We start from the raw sequence: 18,530 nt of genomic DNA, 5'->3' as shown, positions 1-18,530 counted from the left end.
TATTTTTTCTAATGATCTAGCAACTATAGATCAAACAAATTTATCCCTCAAGTTTTATAAATGCATTTGCTAGCCGTTAATGTATAGGAACGCTGATAGGATTCTCTCTTTTCACAAAAAAGGCAAATCGTAAAATGCAAGTGTTCTCGATTATATACATCTTTAAATGTACAATTTGTTTAAATTACGCTATTTTAATTTTTTAAACAAGTTAGGCTCTTTATAATAAAAGAATTCTCTACTGAATGCAAGTGGTATGATAATATTTTTAATCATTATATCCTATATTTAATAATTAATGCGAATGAACTTTATAGTATTTAATTTGTAAAGTTAAGTATAAATTTTTTATTATTATATTTTTATCTTTTTTATTAAAAATATTAAATGAATAAAATATATAAATATTGCTTTTATATGAGAAAATATTAAGACTTTACAAACTGTCTTTACAATGGGTTAAAAGCAATGTGTGGATATATGCTTTTGCTTTTTTTACAGCTGAAATGAGGGGTTCATTTAATGCTAAATGCGCAGCAATAGCGCTTGAGAGAATGCAACCTGTTCCTCGCATTGTTCCTTTTAAACGTGGAGTAGAAATATTTATGACTTCAGTTTTGTCAATGAATCTATCAATTGCAAGAGGACCCTCAGCATGTCCTCCTTTTACTAAAATAGAGCGAGCTCCCAATGACAAAAGTTTTTTTGCTTGTTGTATTGCTTGCTTATCATGAGATGCCAATGGACTTTGGCTAAGAAGAGCGAGTTCTTCTCTATTCGGAGTTAAAAGAGTAACATGAGAAAGCAGTTTATCGATCATAGTGTCGATGATTGTTTCCGTTGTTAGTTTTCCTCCTGATGAAGCGACAAGTACAGGATCCAAAATAACTGGAACATGGGGATAGTCTTTGAGTACGTTACTGATTGCTGCTATAATTTCTTTTGTCCCCGTCATACCGATTTTTATTGCGCTTATTGGATTTGCTTCTAGGGCGGAACGCATTTGCGCAGCGACGAGGTCTCCGCGCATTGGAATGATTTCGACAACGCGATTATCATCTTGTACGTTAACACAAGTAATTGCTAAATTTGCTTTTATTTGAAAATATACAGCGGTTTCTATATCACGAACAATACCGGCACCTCCCGTTGGATCAGTGCCCGCAACAATAAGAATGGAAGGTATCAACGCCATGTTTGTGTCACTTTTATCCACTGCTGTACACGCTCTTCAGGTTTTTTATGAAGGATAATATCAGTTACAACAGCAGCACTATTTGCGCCTGCTTTTAAAACACCAACTGCGCGTTCTGGTGTTAAACCACCGATACCCACCAAAGGTAAAGCACCAATCCGCGTTCTCCATTGTTTGATTTTTTCTAGTCCTTGCGGCATCCATTTCATTTTTTTTAAGATTGTCGGATAAATAGGACCAAGTGCAATATATTCAGGATTAGCAGAGAGTGCCGTATCCAATTCATGTTCATCATGCGTACTAAGACCAACTTTTATACCACTTTTACGAATTGCATGAAGATCAGCATTGCTTAGGTCTTCTTGTCCCAGATGAATAAAATTGCACTTTTCATCAATTGCTATTTCCCAATGATCATTAATAATTAATTGCGCTCCTAATTTATTGCATATGTTTTTTGCGCGCTTGATATGTTGACGGATTATTTGTTGATTTTCATGTTTCATACGCAATTGCACGAGCTTGATACCAAGAGGAAGCAAACGCTCAATCCAATCAGCGTTATCAACGATGAGGTAAAATGGATCCAGTTTCATGAAAATACTGCTTTTCCGATGATTGGCGTTGAAGGGACTGCCACATTGCGTGCTTCGATCATGCCAGCTTTATATCCCATACGTCCTGCTTGAACAGCTTTAGAAAATGCTTCAGCCATTAAGACAGGATCACCTGCTTTAGCAACTGCGGTATTAAGCAGTACTGCATCATAACCGAGTTCCATCGCAATGGCGGCATGTGATGGGCGTCCAATGCCGGCATCAATAACAAGAGTAGCGTCCGGAAGGTAAGCACGGATAGAACGCAATCCATCAGTATTATGAGGTCCTTTGGCAGAACCAATAGGAGCACACCAAGGCATAATAACACGACAACCAATGTCAAAAAGTTTTTCAGCAACAATAAGATCATCCGTTGTGTAAGCAAAAATTTTGAAACCTTCATTGTTTAAAATTTGCGCAGCTTCGATTAAGGAAAAAATATTTGGCTGTAAGGTGTCTGGATTTCCTATCACTTCGAGTTTAATCCAAGCTGTTTTAAAAAGATCTCTTGCTAATTGGGCTGTCGTTACGGCCTCTTTAACAGTATAACAACCAGCAGTATTAGGAAGCACTGTTACTCCAAGTTTTTGAAGAAAGTGCCAAAATTGTCCGCCTTGTTTTCCGCCTGCAGTTTCACGGCGCAAGGAAACAGTCACAATTTCCGTATTCGATTTATGAATAGCATCACGAAGGATTGCTGGTGAAGGATATTGCGCTGTACCTAATAGAAGACGGGAAGAGAATTGTCGTCCATAAAGATTCAGCATATTATTAGCCTCCTTGCATTGGGCTCAAAATTTCAATTTTATCTCCTTCACGTAAGACAAATTGGCTTCGTGCATCTATGGGAACAACTTCAGCGTTAACAGCGGTCGCAAGCCAATTTCCTTCATATCCCAATTCTTCAAGTAGGAGACCGAGAGTCATAACTTCTGTTTGGACTGTTTCACCATTAACAAATATTTTCATGCTTTATTCCAATGCCAATTTCATTGCTCTTTTTGCCATTTCTGGAGACAAAAGAAAACCATGTCTATAAAATCCATTAATAAAAATACAGTTACCATCTTTATGCACAGAAGGGAAGTTATTAGGATAACATGGACGAACACCAACGCCAGATTCAATAATTTCTGCTTCAGCAAAAGCAGGATGTAAAGTATAAGCCGCGTTGAGCAGTTCCATCATTGATCTCACAGAGATTGCACCATCAAAGTCACTTTCAATCATTGTTGCGCCAATCATAAAAATATTATCTTGTCGAGGTACAATGTAGAGAGGAAACCGTGGATGAAGAAGACGAATTGGACGCGAAATTTTAATATCGGTGCAGCGCACGAGAAGCATTTCGCCGCGTACGCCCCGTATATTTTTGTCCTTTCCTAAACGTGCTATTCCTGTCGCATCAATAACAATATCAAAATTTGTTTCAGCGGTCTCTACATCAACAAAACACGCTCCATTGTTGAGAAGCTTTTCTTTTAAAGCCATAAGTGCTTTGCGAGGATCAATATGGGCTTCATTTTCATAAAAGAGCGCACAGTTAAAACGTTCTGCAAGATCTGGTTCAAGATGAGCTATTTCTGTATGATCTATAGTTTTGTGATTATGCGTGCGCACAGAAAATCGTTCAAGCTCTCCTCTATCTCGTGTAGGTGCAACCACTAAAGTGCCTTTTTGTATGACAAGGTTGGGGAGCGTTTTCCGCCACCACTGTATAGCTTGTACACCAAGATCTTCAACAATCTGTTCCGCATTTTCTCTTTCACAGTAAGGTGCGAGCATTCCTCCTGCATACCAACTAGCACTTCCTAGAGGAGAACGAGGGGGAGCCGATATAGTAACAGAAACACCTTTTTGCTGTAACATAAAGGCAACCGTTAAGCCGCCTATACCTGCACCTTTGATAAGAATGTTCTTCAACTATTTACTTTCTCTTTTTGAGGAGGAACAACTTCCATATAAAGGTCACCATTTTTCTGATATTTCTCGGCCATGGCGATCATACCTTCTCCTTTTGTTTTTCTTATTGCTGCTGCCTCACGAATGTCATGGGAAATACGCATAGAACAGAATTTGGGTCCACACATGGAACAAAAATGCACCAATTTATGGGCTTCTTTAGGCATTGTCTCATCATGAAAGGCACAGGCTGTTTCTGGATCAAGAGAAAGGTTGAATTGATCATGCCATCTAAAATCAAATCGTGCACGCGAAAGAGCATTATCGCGCAATTGTGCTCTAGGTAAACCTTTGGCAAGATCAGCAGCATGAGCAGCAATTTTATAAGTGATCACACCAGTTTTTACGTCATTCCTATCGGGGAGTCCTAGGTGTTCTTTAGGTGTTACATAACACAACATAGCTGTTCCAAACCATCCAATCATAGCGGCACCAATTGCTGATGTAATATGATCATAACCAGGAGCAATGTCGGTTGTAAGAGGTCCCAAAGTATAAAAAGGCGCCTCATGACAAAGATCTAATTGTTGCTCCATATTTTCTTTAATTTTGTGCATTGGGACATGCCCAGGACCTTCAATCATAACCTGAACATCTTTTCCCCAAGCAATTTTTGTCAATTCTCCCAAAGTTTTAAGCTCTGCAAATTGAGCTTCATCATTGGCATCGGCAATAGAGCCAGGGCGCAATCCATCCCCCAATGAAAGAGAGATGTCATACGTGCGTGCGATATCACAGATTTCATCAAAATGTTCATAGAGAAAACTTTCTTTGTGATGATGCAAACACCATTTTGCCATAATAGAACCACCTCGTGAAACAATACCTGTTACCCGATCAACGGTCAAAGGGATAAAAGGTAATCTTAATCCCGCATGAATGGTAAAATAATCAACACCTTGCTCTGCTTGCTCAATAAGGGTATCACGGAAAATATCCCATGTTAAGTTTTCGGCAATACCCTGTACTTTTTCGAGTGCTTGATAAAGTGGAACAGTTCCAATGGGAACAGGAGCATTTCGAATAATCCACTCACGAATATTATGAATATTTCGACCTGTTGAGAGATCCATAACTGTATCTGCGCCCCAGCGAATAGCCCAAACCATTTTATCAACTTCTTCTTCCATAGATGAAGTCACTGCTGAATTGCCAATATTGGCATTAATTTTAACACGAAAATTACGCCCAATAATCATAGGTTCGCACTCTGGATGATTAATGTTTTGTGGAATAATGGCGCGTCCACAAGCAATTTCATTGCGAACAAATTCCGCAGTATAAATTTCTGGTATTGATCCAGCAAATGTTTCATTTGATGGTACATTCTGCCGTTCTTTTACTGCTAATCCTTCATTTTCTCGTATAGCCACATATTCCATTTCCGCTGTAATAATGCCTGCGCGTGCGTAAGCCATTTGTGTAATTGCTTTGCCATTTTTTGCTCGTAAAATGGGACGTTTTTGTTTAAAGGCTGGTGTAAGGTTTTTATCAGAAATTAATCCATTATCTTCAGGTTTCACTGATCGTGCAGGATAAGTTTCAGTATCATCCCGCTTAGAGAGCCAAGGCAAGCTAATTGCTGGTAAGCCTTTTGTAATGTCAATGATCATATCTTTATCGGTGTAGGGGCCAGAAGTATCGTAAACGTTTAAAGGTTTTTCACCACTGCCATCAGTCAGTGAAATTTCACGCAATGGTACGCGCACATCAGAAAAGAGAAGGCTCTGTTGATAAATTTTGCGTGAAGCGGGAAAGGGGCTACAACTGATTGATGGGGTATTTTTCTGCACAAACTTTTTCCTTATAGACACAGAGTTCAAAAATAGGTTGCGATGTTAACGGGGGTGTATTCAAATTATCAGTCACGAGCATTCGGATGAATAGGAGTAGTATTGCTTTATAGCAAAGCAAATTCAATACAGCTCAAGAAAAGTTATTTTGAAAAATTGATACAATATCTATTCTCATATTTGCATGCCTCCTCCCACTTAAAGTATTTTTGTTAATACGAACATGGTTGGCTCAAATATCTATATTGTCAATCATAAAAATATATTTTAAACGATTTTGGTGTGTTTTTTTAAGAGTGCAAATAGACATTATTATAAAGCGATAAACTATGATCTTGAAGATTTTATAAACCAGAATAAAGTTAAAAACGGATTATCAAGGAAAAATTAGATAGTTTAGAGCTCTGATTGAGATTTTTTCATATTAAAATAAAATTCAGAATACCATAAGATTCTTTCATCATACATCTTTTCATATAAAATCATTTCTTGCACATCATAAGTGGGGGCGTATGGGGCAAAACACTTGAAGAAAGGAAGCCAAATGTCATTTATGAACATTCTCAGAGGCGAGGACTGTCGCAATGTGGGGACCAACAAAATATATGATGGGTTCCAGCTTGTATCGTCAAAAGCTTAAAGATGATGATCTATAATGGCTTACTATTGTATCATTGGCGTGCGCTGTCGTAAAATGAACGGAGTATATTTTGAGCAATATTTCTTTAAAAGTGCGTGATATGCAATATCATTATATTTTGTTTGGAGCATTCTATTCTTCATGAGGGGATGTTCCCATTAAGAGTGCGATAAACAAAAGCGTAAAACAATACCTAATCTTTATTATTAAAAATAATATTGCCTTTAATGTTTTGAAAATCGTAAAGCTGAATTAAAAAATGATGATGAAAATGAACAAAGGCTATTCATCTTAAAATTTCATCAACACTTTTAAATAGTTGGAAGAGAGAGAAAAGCAAAAGGATGTATCTCAGCATAAAGTACTACGTAAATTCATTAATTAGTTTGCAATAGAAATGCGCAAAGCGCTGTGTTTTAGCTTAAGACGAGGTGAAAATTCATTTTCTGAGATATAAAGCTCTTTGTTTTCAAGGTAAAGTTATTCACGAGTCATGTGATATCATGCAACAATATTACAGATAAGAAATCGCTAATTATATACAAAAAGCTTTCTAATCATAATGAAGTGCTCTTATTATTATAATACAACAAGAGAAAAATTAAGTAAATTTGCGTCAAAAAAATTTTTAAACACTAAAATAGGTAATAAATAAAACAAACGCAAACAAAGAATTATTATGATAATGATTAACAAAGCCTAAAACCAATTTTTGAATAAGTAGGGAATTATGAGGAAAAGTAACCAAATTTCCACTAATATTGCTATTATGAGCAATGTTACAATTGATAGCCCTATAAAAGCTGCAGCTGTACAGGAAAAAATGATTGGCATACCTCAGAGATAGGCAAATGTATTAACAAAATATTCATAGATAAATTCGTTAGTGAATTATTTATCTGCACTATCATAGCATTCTATAATCGCTTTGCATTGTCCTACTCACATCATAAAACTCGTTATGCATATTAGGAAGGATATAAAGCTTATCTTTTATATCTTATAAAAAAATCATATTTAAGTAGTGCAATTATACTAAATCGTGAGGTCAATGCTGTCAGGAATAGAAAAGAACACCTAAAGTATTCTTTTTCCATTTTAATGTAATTATTTTCGTATTCACCATCCAACGAAAAGATTATAAACAAAAATCCTAATATACTGCATACTATAAGATCTCCAAAACTCATATCTCCATCGTTCTTTTTGAGTGTTCATTCTGTTGATTAATTAAGTTTTTTATTATCTAAAGAAAATGTTTCTGACATTAGAAAATATAGTGATAACTTCAAAAATAGTAAAAAATAGACCCCGTCTAGAGCTAGTAAAGGGCGTGTAAATGGTCTAGCTAATAATGATGTGTATTTTAAAGGGAAGATAGAAGTTAAAGGTGCAGAGAACACTGAAAATAAAGTTGGTAATGAGTGGAGGGGATATTCTATTTGGAAAAAACAAGCCATGGATAGTCCAGTTATCTGGCTACTTACTTAGCAAGATTTTGTAAGGTGCTTTCTTTGATAGTTAAGGGGATAGCAAGTGTTAAATCGATGGAGCATATTTTTTTGTTTGGATTGATGAGGCAGATGAGTTAGCAAAACAGTTTAGAGAATGCTTTTTGATATTGTCATGAATGAAGAAGAACACCAATAATTGCAAGATGTTGTTGAGAATGATTTATTATTCTTGCAAAAAAAATATACATATAATAATATATAAAAGGTATGCTACGTGTTGGAGGGGAGAAGTTGATTACGGGGCGTTTAAAAAATAAGGATATTGTTCGTAAAAATTGGGGGAGGGCGCTGGTTTGTGCTTTTTAATGTTTTTCGGATCGGATGCAACCTTCAAATTTGGTGAAGGTGTGTGATATTTCTCTAGTATTTCATTTCCAGTTCAATGAAAGTGTGAAGAAATGGCTATATTGAATATATTCTCTATGGTGCATTTGGATTGGATAAAAGCTTGTTCAAAAAAACATTGGTGCTGATCTTGTAACACAATTTCAGGAATAAATTGAATAAAATAGAACAAAGTATCTGCATGCGAATAAAAACATGATGAAGCATGCAAAGAATTTGAAGCTAACTTTTAAAATTTTAATACAAATGATAGCCAAAAGATAGAGTTTCTTTGTTTAAAATGCATGGTATAAAATATCGACGAAATAGATTTAAACTATTGAAAAAATAAAAAAAGATAATGTTTAAGTTAGAAACTTTCTATGTGGATGATAAGTTATTACATTCAATAATGGTTATATGAAATCCATAATAAGGAAAATTCTGAACAGTATTTATAAATTTTGCAACAAGAAGCAAGATTTGAAAAATAAGTATATAACAACAGCAAAGCAACAAAAAAGATATTAAGTAACATCAGATGAGGTGATTACATTACACATTAGAAAAGAAAGCATCAATACTAATGTTATGTAAAGCATCTGGTGAATTTAGGTTATTAAATTACAAGTTATTAAATTACAAGGAGTGAAGAGAGGTAAAATGCGTAAATACAAATGGTGCAGTGGTTATGATAAACCAATCAACGACGGTAGCACATTTTAGTGCACAGAACGAGAAGTTGTTAGAAAAACTATGAAAATAAAGGGGGATTTATAATGTCTAATATTTACGATTGGTCTCTAAAGGCTGATGAAAATGCTTATTCAGATAGTATCATTAATTGGGCAGAAGGTCAGCCGCCTAGTTCTGTTAATGATAGTGCACGGGCGATGATGCAGCGCGTGCGTGAATATCTTGCAGATAATGGTGGTTCTATTAATTCAAGCTTTACAGTAAATGTGGAAGATAAAACAACATTAATTACCTTAAAGACAGTTTCACCTATAAAGAAATACAACAATGATATCATCATACGTTTTAAAGCTTGTGGTGTAAATATTGGCGCGACAACAATAACTGTTAATAATATAGGAGAAAAGCGTATCTATAAAGCCACTGATGCGGGGGTTATGCCATTAGAAGGTGGAGAATTTCAAACAGATGGCATTTATGAAATGATATACAATAATGGTGTTTTAATAAAAGAGCATGAGGGTTGGTATTTATTAAATCCTACACCACCAAAGATAGAAAGTTTTCCTGCTGGATTCATTGCAACATTTGCTATGCAAAATGTGCCAAATGGTTGGCTTTTATGTGATGGTAAGGCCTATAAGCGTGAAGATTATCCGCAGTTATTCAAGGCAATAGGTGATAAATGGGGTAAAGACAGCAATAAAACGTTTAAAGTTCCTGATTTTAGAGGCATGTTTTTACGCGGCTTTGATAATGGTCGGGGGGTAGATGGTGGTAGAAAATTTGCAGATGAACAACAAGATAGCATAAAATCGCATACGCATATTGGGAGCATTGAAAATGCAGGCGAGCACGCGCATAGTTTTGAGTATAAAGGAGTTGGATGGCCAACTGGTGATATTGGGAGACTACCGAATCATTATACCTATGATGCGACCCTGAAAGGGAAAACAGGTTCTGCTGGTGCACATACACACAAGATAACTCTTTCCCATACAGGTGAGGCAGAAACGCGCCCTGTTAATACAACCGTTGTCTATGCTATAAAATCATGAGTATGTTTGAGTAATAATAATCTATACACCCTGATAATTTTGTTAGCGCGGAGTAATTCCGCGTTATTTTCTTCGTCTATGAAGAGGAAATCTATATTGTTAATACGATACTTGAGGGAGTCAAAAAAAACGATTTTAAAATGATTAAAAGAAAGAGTTAAGGATATAATTTATTATCAGAAAAAGAAAATCATAACTTTTTTATAATTGTATGATAACATAGAGAAAATGTGTAAAACTTATTTAAATTGTGCCGTGAAGTGATCTGGGATGTATTTTTTCATAAGGTGTTTTGATAGGGGGTAAGGTGATAAAATTATTCAACCTGAGGCATAAAAAGGTACAATGTTTTTAACGTTTTTTGTGCAAAAACAGCATACTCTGTATGAGTTAATTCGTCTCATAAAGATATCTCTTATCTTGTTGTCAATTTCATTTCTTTGCATTGCCATGGTGTAGGCTTTATCTGTAAATGATAGTACTCTCTTGAGTGGAATCGTCGTTATGCTTGTGAAGCAGCAGACAAACACTTTTTCTATACTTTCTCCCCATCCCTATATTCCGCATTTTTTTGCATTAAGGGGCTTACAAGAAGCGTTATTGAGTTTATTTTAAAGTTTTTATTCAATAGGTTAACTTTTTGTAATATGCCAATAAACAATTATATATAGAGAGAGAAGTAAAAAGTATCATTATAAATCAATATTTATTTATACAAAAAGCTAAAGTATATATATATATATTATAAAGAAAATATTACTATTACAGCTACAGATAAATCTTTTATAGATGGGAGAAAGGTACTTGATTTCTATATGGTCCTTAGAAGGTATAAATAATACACCCCATTATTATAACAAAGGCATTTGTACACATTTCTTGAATCATTTTTATAAAGATAAAAGTGATAGAAAGAGTGGGGAGCGCATATGTATGTTTTATAAATTCATACTATCTAACAGTATGATAGCAAAACAAAATTTCACATGTTTTTAGTTACGTAAAATCTTGAAGGATTTTAAACGAGTAGTTTTTTCCAAAAATATCTTTATGGTGCTTAGTCTTCTTGTTTAAAATGACAAATGACAAAAAGGAGTTCATATAAAAATAAAAAAGATTCTCAAATATTTGCGTGTTTTATTTTGCTATGGACTTTAGTTTTTAGATTGAAGCCGATAGCTTAGAGGTCTAATTTCGTAGGAGGATGCCGTTTGAGGAAGTACAAAAGGGATATCTTCTTTAGGTAATTCAGAAACGTTTAAAGAACAATGATAAACATCGCGGAGATTTTGTGTTGTCAAAACGTTCGTTGCATTTCCTTCGCAATAAATCTCTCCGTCCTTGAGCAAGATCATGTTATCTGCATAATGTGCCGCGAGATTGAGGTCATGAAGAACAGCAAGAACGCCGCCACCAGAATGGGCAAATTGTTTAGCAATATCCATAACGATGATTTGATGTTGAATATCGAGGCTAGCAATAGGTTCATCTAATATCATCCAGCGAGGAATCCCATTATGAACAGGTTTCCAGATTTGGCAAAGTACACGGGCAAGTTGTACTCTAGCTTGTTCTCCGCCTGATAATTGGTGATAATACAGGTTGCCATAATCAGAAAGGTCAACGCACTCTAAAGCCTTTTGGATAAGATTTTGCAATTCGGTTTTGGCAATGGTAAATTGGTTTACAGAAAGGCCAAGTCCTACAACTTCATGAACTAAAAATGGAAATACGAGCGTTGTTGATTGTGGTAGCACAGCACGCATTTTTGCCATTTCATGCGTTTTTGTTTGGCATACATCACAACCATTTAAGGTTATTTTTCCACTGTAAGGAATTTCACCACTCAGAGCTTTGATAAAAGTACTTTTTCCTGATCCATTAGGACCAATAATAATGGTAAAAGCACCACTTTTAGCTTGAAGATTAATGTGTTTAAGAATCTGCTTCTTTCTGCGCTGAACACAAATATTTGTCGCTTCAATCATGAAAAGTCTGTTCCTCGTTTGCATATAAGGATCCATAGAAAGAAAGGAGCACCAAAAAGTGCTGTTACAATTCCAATCGGCAATTCTGCGGGGGCAACAATTAAGCGTGCAAACGTATCAGCAAAAATAAGTAATGCTGCTCCCAAGAGAGCAGAGCAAGGAATGAGATAGCGATGATCAGGACCAATGAGCTGACGTAAAATATGAGGAACAATAATACCAATAAAACCAATACCACCACTGACAGCAACAGCACTACCACACATAAGAGCAACTAGGGGAATAGCAATATTTTTAACGCGTTGAATATGGAAACCAATATGGCCAGCAACAGCTTCTCCAAGAGCAAGGGCATTAAGTGCTCGTGATAAAAAGGGAGAGAAAAGAAGACCAATAACAATGAAAGGGAGAACGAGCCATACTTTCAACCATGTAGCGCCCGCAAGAGAGCCAAGACTCCAAAAAGTGATATCACGGAGTTGTTGGTCATTTGCGATAAAAATCAATGTTCCAACAACTGCACTGCTTAATGCACCAAGAGCAATACCAGCAAGCAGCATGGTTGCAATAGAGGTAAAGCTATTATGCGTTGCTATGATGTAGAGAATAATCGTGGACAAAAGTCCACCCAAAAAAGCACCCATGATAACTTTGTAAGGCTCTAGAAAAGGTGCAAATGAAACAGGAAAAGCAAAACCTACAACAATTGCTAAGACTGCTCCAAGTCCAGCACCTGCTGATACACCTACAATCCCAGGATCTGCAAGAGGGTTACGGAAAAGCCCTTGCATAAGAACACCGGAGACAGCTAAAGCTGCTCCAATCAATAATCCCAAGATAACGCGGGGAAGCCTTATGTCGATAAGCACGAGGTAATCACGCGTTTTACTACTTACCGAAAAATCTTGTGTAAGCATTACATGGAGGAGATCAACGAAAGAAACCTTTGCTGCACCATTCAAGAGCCCAGCAAAAATACTGAAGATAAGGAATATTATTAAGCTTAATAATAAAATCTTTCCCTGCTTTGAACGGTTTATTTTTTTACCTTCTTTTGCTTCGGGTAAATGCATCATCGATGTACCGTCTACCATGTTTGTCAGCTCTTACCGTTTTGATTTGCACCATAAAGCATATGAATAAGTTCTCTTGACGCGTCTGCAGTGCGTGGACCGAATCCTAAAAAATACATAGCATCCATCTGTTTTATGGCATGATTTCTTGCTGCAGTTGTTGCTTGAACTGCCGGTATGGCTAAAATCTTATCAATACTGGTTGATTTTGCACCATGTTTTACAAGTAAGATAACATCGGGATCTGATTTCAATAACGCTTCGCCGTTGAGAAGTTTATATCCTTTATAATCGGTGATAGCATTGATAGCGCCTGAAAGTTTTATCATACTATCAGCTGCAGTACCTGTTCCAGATGCCATGACGCGTCCATTTTGCACAGAGAAAACAAAAAGAACACGCTTTGGTCTTGTTACTTTCGCCAAAAGCGCATCGTTGTCTAAAAAATTACGCTTCAATTTCTCAATTAACGCAGCCGCTTGCACTTCCCGATGAATGGCTTGACCAACGAGACGAATCTTTTCTATCACATTTTCACGGGAATAGTCTTCTGGTATGATCACCAGAGGTATTGATGTTTTTTTGAGAATATCAATTGTTGAAGCGGGACCGCTTCCTTCAACAAGCAATATGCCTTCTGGGGCAAGTGATAAAACACCCTCAGGTGAAAGAGCACGCATATATCCAAGCACAGGAAGCTTGAGCGCTTCTTGTGGGTAGACGCTTGTACTATCACGGGCGACAAGTTGATCTTGGGCTCCCAATGCATAGACAATTTCTGTAAGTGCTCCGCCGATAGAAACAATACGAGCATTTTCAGGAAAACGGGTTGTGGGTTCAGCAATCACTTGTTTAGAAAAACAGGTAAGAGAGAGCAGTAAACACATAAGAAAAAGGTTTGATAACCTATGTAAAAGAGATATGAACATGTCCAACCTTACCTTATCTTAGTCACTGCTGTTTTCTTGGCATGATGGCAAACTATTCAATAAAGAGCGCCAATCTTCACGTTCTTTTTGACCTTCCTTGCGTACGCCAAAGAATTGAATAATCATCTCATCATCTTTATCGAAAACTTCAAGTGAGCTGACATAACCATCAATCGTAGGTTTGCGAACACGCCATACCTTATCAAATCCAGAAACGAGTAAATGGAGATGAAATTTTTGATCGAGAACATTAAGCCAAGGTCCCACTTGCTTAATGTTCTTTACTTTCCCAGTGAAAATTTGGACGCACCCTTTGTTACCGACAAAACACATAATTGGTAACTCTTGTTGTGCAACGTGTCTGAGCATCATCTCAACAGCTTCTATCTGTAATTCATCGGCAAATTCATTGCCGGCATGTTTCACAGCATCATGTCGATTAATTTTCAGTTCAGAAATAATCCTATGAAGCTGATGTACATCAGTCATCTGACGCCAACAATCTCGAAATTTTTCAACATCCAGCTTTGCCATATCACATTGTACTGGAGGAGGAACGGGAGAAATATCAAGTACAGGTGACTGATCGTCATGAAGCAATTTTTCAACAAGTACGGCCCATTCTTCCATATTTGTCGTGTCTTTAGAATAGAGTTTGAAAATAGCCATGCCAGATTGATCAAAGAATTGCAAACTTTTCATAGGTGTTCCGAGAATAATCACGTCATGCTCGAAACCAAACTTCCATTGTTTTGAAAAAATACGCAAGTCAATTTCACCGAGTGTTATCGGGATATGCTGGCTTTGAACAATCTTCTCAAAACATCCTGTTATTTCATGGACAGCATTATCATTACGTGTCAATGCCATAACTGTGCCAAGTTTAGGAGAATTTTCCAAGAAAGTAGCGACATCAGCGCGCAGTCTTTTTGCTTTTCCAATTGTACAATAAGCCGCAATGAGTTCTGCTTCGGATATACCAATAGAGTCCGCGAAATCACGGCTACGCATCTCTTTTTTTTCTTCACGCAAACGAAGAATTATTTCGGCTGTGTATGACATGGGCTTATCCTTATGTTACCTGTTTGAAGGTTAATTGTTTAATTTTACAACTAGAAAGACAGTGAGTCGAACCACTATCAACTAATGGTTCAACCCACCACGAAACAAGCCCTTATTTTATCAACAGTAGAACAATAAAAACCAATAAATTACCAAGAGTTAAAGCGAAAACTTCAAAACTTGTTGTTCAAAGAACAATGAGAACAGAAACGCAATAATTTATTTTTTATCAATATAACCTTTTTCATTGATCTAATGGTTAACAAAAGCGACTAGAATTTTTGCACGAACGAAACTTTAAAGTTACGACCAGGCTGACTATAATAATCCTTCGGTGTTGAGCTTGCACCGGAAGGAAGATCTGAAACATTCCAATATTTTTGATTGAACAGATTATAAACACCAGCCCTTATAACAGGACCCGGTTCACCGAATGGTTTCCACCACCCTGTCATATCAACGACATAGTATCCTGGAATTTTTTGGTAATCCGATGCCTTAGCTACTTTGTCACGTTTGGCTGCTACAGTAAGGATAACATCGCTTCCCCAAACTTCTTTTGCATATCCTAAACCGATAACTGTTTTCAAAGGAGAAATTGAGTTAAGATACTCTTTTTTATCAAGATCTTTTCCTTGTGAATAAGAAAGAGCAATATTGCCATGAAAACCATTTTTAAGAACTAGATGCGCTTTTGTTTCAACACCAAAAATTTGCACGCGGAAGCGATTCATGTAATGCCGACGCGCAAATTTGAATTCTTCTGATGGACCTCTATCCTCGGTATCTATGAAATTCTTATATTGGTTGATAAAGGCATTGAAGGAACCACCGAAATTTACATTTCCATAGCGTATCCCCACATCATACCCATTGCTTGTTTCTGGTTGAAGGTCAGGATTTCCTTTCACGTAATAAGCAGAAGGTTTGATATAAGAGACATAAAGTTCTGAAATACGTGGTGCACGAAAAGCTTGTGCCCATTGAGCATAGAGCGTTACTTGATTACGAACATCCCACTCCACGCGTAATTTAGGAGAAAAGCGTGATCCATTTCTTTCTGGAGGGAATTTATCAGAAATCAGTGATTTCTCATAAGAAGATGTTTTCTGAGGAATATATTTGTACCAATCATACCGGATTCCCGGTGTTACACGAAAACGATCATCAACGAATCCAATTTCATCTTCAAAAGCAAAACCCAAATTGTAACCATTTGTGTCTGGCGAATCTGATCGATTAGCAGGAACAAAAAGACATCCTCGAGCATATTCTTTTATATGACAGTTGTCTTTACCAAACAAATAGTGATGAGATTTAGATGACGAAACATTCGTTGCAAACTTTAACGTGTGGCTTACAGTGCCAAAATCCACTTTTTTAAGTGCATCAGCATTGAAACCATAATTGATATTCCGCAAAAAATTATCTCTCAAATAATCCCCTTTAGGAGCTGAAACACGAACGCCAGTCGTAACGGAATGACTTGATTGCCTTTGCCAATAAAGCAGCCCACTAAACGCATCAAGAACCGCATCACCATTACCATTATAATTGTAAGAAAGAGAAAAACGCTCACGGAGTCTATTATCCCGTTCATAAACGGAACCTGGAGCATATCTTTTAGACGAATTTAATGCATGCGCGTTACTATTATGACCAAAACGCTCTGCAGTAAAACCAAGCCGATGATTATCACTCAAATATTGATGAATTTTAAAAAGCAAGTTATTTTTGTCAAAGTGAGAGGGGTTTTTACGTGTGCGTTCTTCATATCCTCCCACTGTTCCCATATTTTTGCGCTCATGACCTTCTACATAAGACCCTTGGAAAAGCAAAAATGTTCGGTAATTACGCACAGCAAAAGCTTGATCGATGCGCCAACTATTATCAACAGAATGATAACCACCTTTTATAAGGCTACCCCAATTCTTTCCTTCCACGATAAGATCTTCAGGATTAAGGGTACGCAGAGCAATTATTCCTCCTAGGGCGCCAGAACCATAAAGACTAGAATCTGATCCTTGAATAGTATCAAACGTAGAAAGAGCATTGAAATCAAAAGTTGTGTTTCCGCCTCCACCACGGAATATATCATTATACCATGGAAGAGAAATACCATCCATTGTCGTAAGAACACGGTTTGCATCTAAACCACGGATAACGAAACTATTACTTCCCGAGTTATAGGAGACAGAAGGATTAAGACGACTCACATCATAAACATCAGTTATTTGTTTTTCATCAATATTCTTATTGGTTTTACGGTCAGTTAGAATGGTTATTGAATTTGAAGCATCTTCTATTTTTTTTCCTTTAATAAGGATTGGCTTGAGCTCAGTTACAGTACTCTTATCGCTGTTTTGTGCAAAAACAAATGAAGGTATACAGACCGATAATGCACTTAAAATTACACAGCTTTTATAGATATTTTTTCGTCTTATTTGCATAACACATCATAACCCTTTTAACATCCCCTCTGTTTGAAATTTTATATTCATACAAAAAGGCTGGGCCCGCTGATTAAAACTTGCCAGCCAAGTAGAAATGATTTTGACAACAACACAAAATCACTGGAAAACCATATTAAACATGACAAAATCAGTCAAGAAAAAAGTTGCAATTTCAAAATAGCCTGTTTTAATGAGATTGAACACCAATATTAAGCTTAAAATAGTGGCAGAAGAAACGATGAATTTTGCAAATACGAAGCAATTATTAACTCTTTGGATTGGTGCATTTGTTGGAGCTTTCTTTTTGCACGTATTATTGGGAGCGCAGTTTTATTTTCAAAGTACTGGTGTAAGTAATGGCTTACTCTCGTCGGAGATTATGCTGACTTTTGTGCAAGAAACTATCTATCCGGATGTTGATACAGACTTACCAGATATTCACACAGAGTCAGATATTCATACAGAGCCAGAAGTATTACGGACTGATCTCCTAGAGCAGGAGTCAGAGGAATTGGAATCTGTGGATGAAGTTCAATCGGAAGAACCTCAGCATATGGCAGAACAAGATGACTTAAAGTCTTTGGAAGAACCCCTTCCTCAAAAAGTGGAGCATAAAGCGTTTATCAAAAAGACAATACCGACGCCAAAAGCTGTAGTAAAGCGCTCCAATGCAAAGGTGGTACGTTCTTCTTCCACCAACAAGGGTGGTGGTACAGCAGGGCTTGAAGATACGTTGTTAATGGAGTGGTTAGCAAAGGTACAGTCACAATTAGAAAGGCAAAAAAATTATGTTGTAGGACAGCGTACCAGTCGAGCAAAAGGAACGGTGAAGTTAGAATTTATGGTGCATGAGCGGGGGAGTATTTTTTCTAGCCGTGTCGTCGTTTCTGCTGGAGATCCAGAACTGGATCGATTGGCTATGGCAGCACTTCAACGCGTTGGTTCTTTTCCTCCCCCTCCACCATCAAAAGTGAAGAAAATAATCAGAGTATCCCTAATATTTAGCTGATTTTTTATGCGGGGCGCTTTTCTTATAATATATTTATTTATAATTTGAATGAAAGTTCAAATATAGTTCGTTCGAATTTTTTGACGTTGAATCAATCGAAACCATCTGCTTACTTATGACACAAGTTGAGGGGAAGCATAGATAAAAAACTTCTAAAAGCAGTGAATATACTTTTTATAAATACTCTAAATGAAAGGGCTGTTGCAACATCGGGCGTTAAGAGATGATAGAGCTA

The 18,530-nt window shown here is 36.7% G+C and carries 13 protein-coding genes; 2 read left to right on the top strand and 11 right to left on the bottom strand.

The genetic code is table 11. The annotated features are described in order from the left end of the window. Positions 1–436: 436 nt before the first annotated feature. From ACFIK6_RS01930 to thiC, 6 genes are read right to left on the bottom strand one after another with little or no spacing between them, the layout of a single operon-like run. Entirely contained in the window at positions 437–1,195 is a 759-nt protein-coding gene (locus ACFIK6_RS01930; RefSeq protein ID WP_375641541.1) for a hydroxymethylpyrimidine/phosphomethylpyrimidine kinase, read from the bottom strand. Beyond that, the gene (locus tag ACFIK6_RS01925; RefSeq protein WP_375641540.1) at positions 1,186–1,791 is read right to left on the bottom strand and encodes a thiamine phosphate synthase; all 606 of its coding nucleotides are present in this window, start codon (positions 1,789–1,791) and stop codon (positions 1,186–1,188) included. The genes ACFIK6_RS01930 and ACFIK6_RS01925 overlap by 10 nt, the downstream gene beginning before the upstream one ends. Next, on the bottom strand, positions 1,788–2,561 hold the full coding sequence (locus ACFIK6_RS01920; RefSeq protein ID WP_375641539.1) for a thiazole synthase: 774 nt from the start codon (positions 2,559–2,561) through the stop codon (positions 1,788–1,790). Before ACFIK6_RS01920 ends, ACFIK6_RS01925 begins: the two co-directional genes overlap by 4 nt. Positions 2,562–2,565: 4 nt before the next feature. Then, positions 2,566–2,763, bottom strand: a complete 198-nt coding sequence (gene thiS, locus ACFIK6_RS01915; protein ID WP_375641538.1) for a sulfur carrier protein ThiS — start codon at positions 2,761–2,763, stop codon at positions 2,566–2,568. A 3-nt stretch (positions 2,764–2,766) separates the two neighbouring features. Further along, entirely contained in the window at positions 2,767–3,717 is a 951-nt protein-coding gene (gene thiO, locus ACFIK6_RS01910; RefSeq protein WP_375641537.1) for a glycine oxidase ThiO, read from the bottom strand. Continuing rightward, a complete protein-coding gene (gene thiC, locus ACFIK6_RS01905) occupies positions 3,714–5,549 on the bottom strand; it encodes a phosphomethylpyrimidine synthase ThiC (RefSeq protein ID WP_375641536.1) in 1,836 nt (611 codons plus the stop codon). Before thiC ends, thiO begins: the two co-directional genes overlap by 4 nt. Before the next feature lie 3,257 nt (positions 5,550–8,806). On the opposite strand from thiC, the gene ACFIK6_RS01900 reads away from it, so the two are divergent. Next, positions 8,807–9,781 carry a tail fiber protein gene (locus tag ACFIK6_RS01900; RefSeq protein WP_375656948.1) on the top strand — a complete coding sequence of 325 codons (975 nt, stop codon included), beginning with the start codon at positions 8,807–8,809 and terminating at the stop codon, positions 9,779–9,781. A gap of 1,154 nt (positions 9,782–10,935) precedes the next feature. Here the strand turns inward: ACFIK6_RS01900 and ACFIK6_RS01895 are convergent. From ACFIK6_RS01895 to ACFIK6_RS01875, 5 genes are all read right to left on the bottom strand, one after another. Further along, positions 10,936–11,769: a heme ABC transporter ATP-binding protein gene (locus ACFIK6_RS01895; protein WP_375641534.1), complete on the bottom strand. Its 834-nt coding sequence runs from the start codon at positions 11,767–11,769 to the stop codon at positions 10,936–10,938. Continuing rightward, the gene (locus ACFIK6_RS01890) at positions 11,766–12,863 is read right to left on the bottom strand and encodes a FecCD family ABC transporter permease (RefSeq protein WP_375641533.1); all 1,098 of its coding nucleotides are present in this window, start codon (positions 12,861–12,863) and stop codon (positions 11,766–11,768) included. Before ACFIK6_RS01890 ends, ACFIK6_RS01895 begins: the two co-directional genes overlap by 4 nt. 5 nt (positions 12,864–12,868) lie before the next feature. Beyond that, on the bottom strand, positions 12,869–13,771 hold the full coding sequence (locus ACFIK6_RS01885; RefSeq protein WP_375641532.1) for a hemin ABC transporter substrate-binding protein: 903 nt from the start codon (positions 13,769–13,771) through the stop codon (positions 12,869–12,871). An 18-nt stretch (positions 13,772–13,789) separates the two neighbouring features. Then, complete coding sequence (locus ACFIK6_RS01880; RefSeq protein WP_375641531.1) at positions 13,790–14,833, bottom strand: hemin-degrading factor; 1,044 nt, start codon at positions 14,831–14,833, stop codon at positions 13,790–13,792. Between the two features lie 272 nt (positions 14,834–15,105). Further along, a complete protein-coding gene (locus tag ACFIK6_RS01875; RefSeq protein ID WP_375641530.1) occupies positions 15,106–17,283 on the bottom strand; it encodes a TonB-dependent hemoglobin/transferrin/lactoferrin family receptor in 2,178 nt (725 codons plus the stop codon). Positions 17,284–17,524: 241 nt separating this feature from the next. Here ACFIK6_RS01875 and ACFIK6_RS01870 point away from each other — a divergent pair, with 241 nt between their 5' ends. Next, entirely contained in the window at positions 17,525–18,295 is a 771-nt protein-coding gene (locus ACFIK6_RS01870; protein ID WP_375641559.1) for an energy transducer TonB, read from the top strand. The last annotated feature ends 235 nt before the right edge of the window (positions 18,296–18,530 follow it).

This window comes from Bartonella sp. AS69XJJH, assembly GCF_042195585.1.
Lineage (GTDB): Bacteria > Pseudomonadota > Alphaproteobacteria > Rhizobiales > Rhizobiaceae > Bartonella.
The sequence above is the reverse complement of the archived record's forward strand: the minus strand, read 5'-3'. Positions and strand labels throughout refer to the sequence as shown.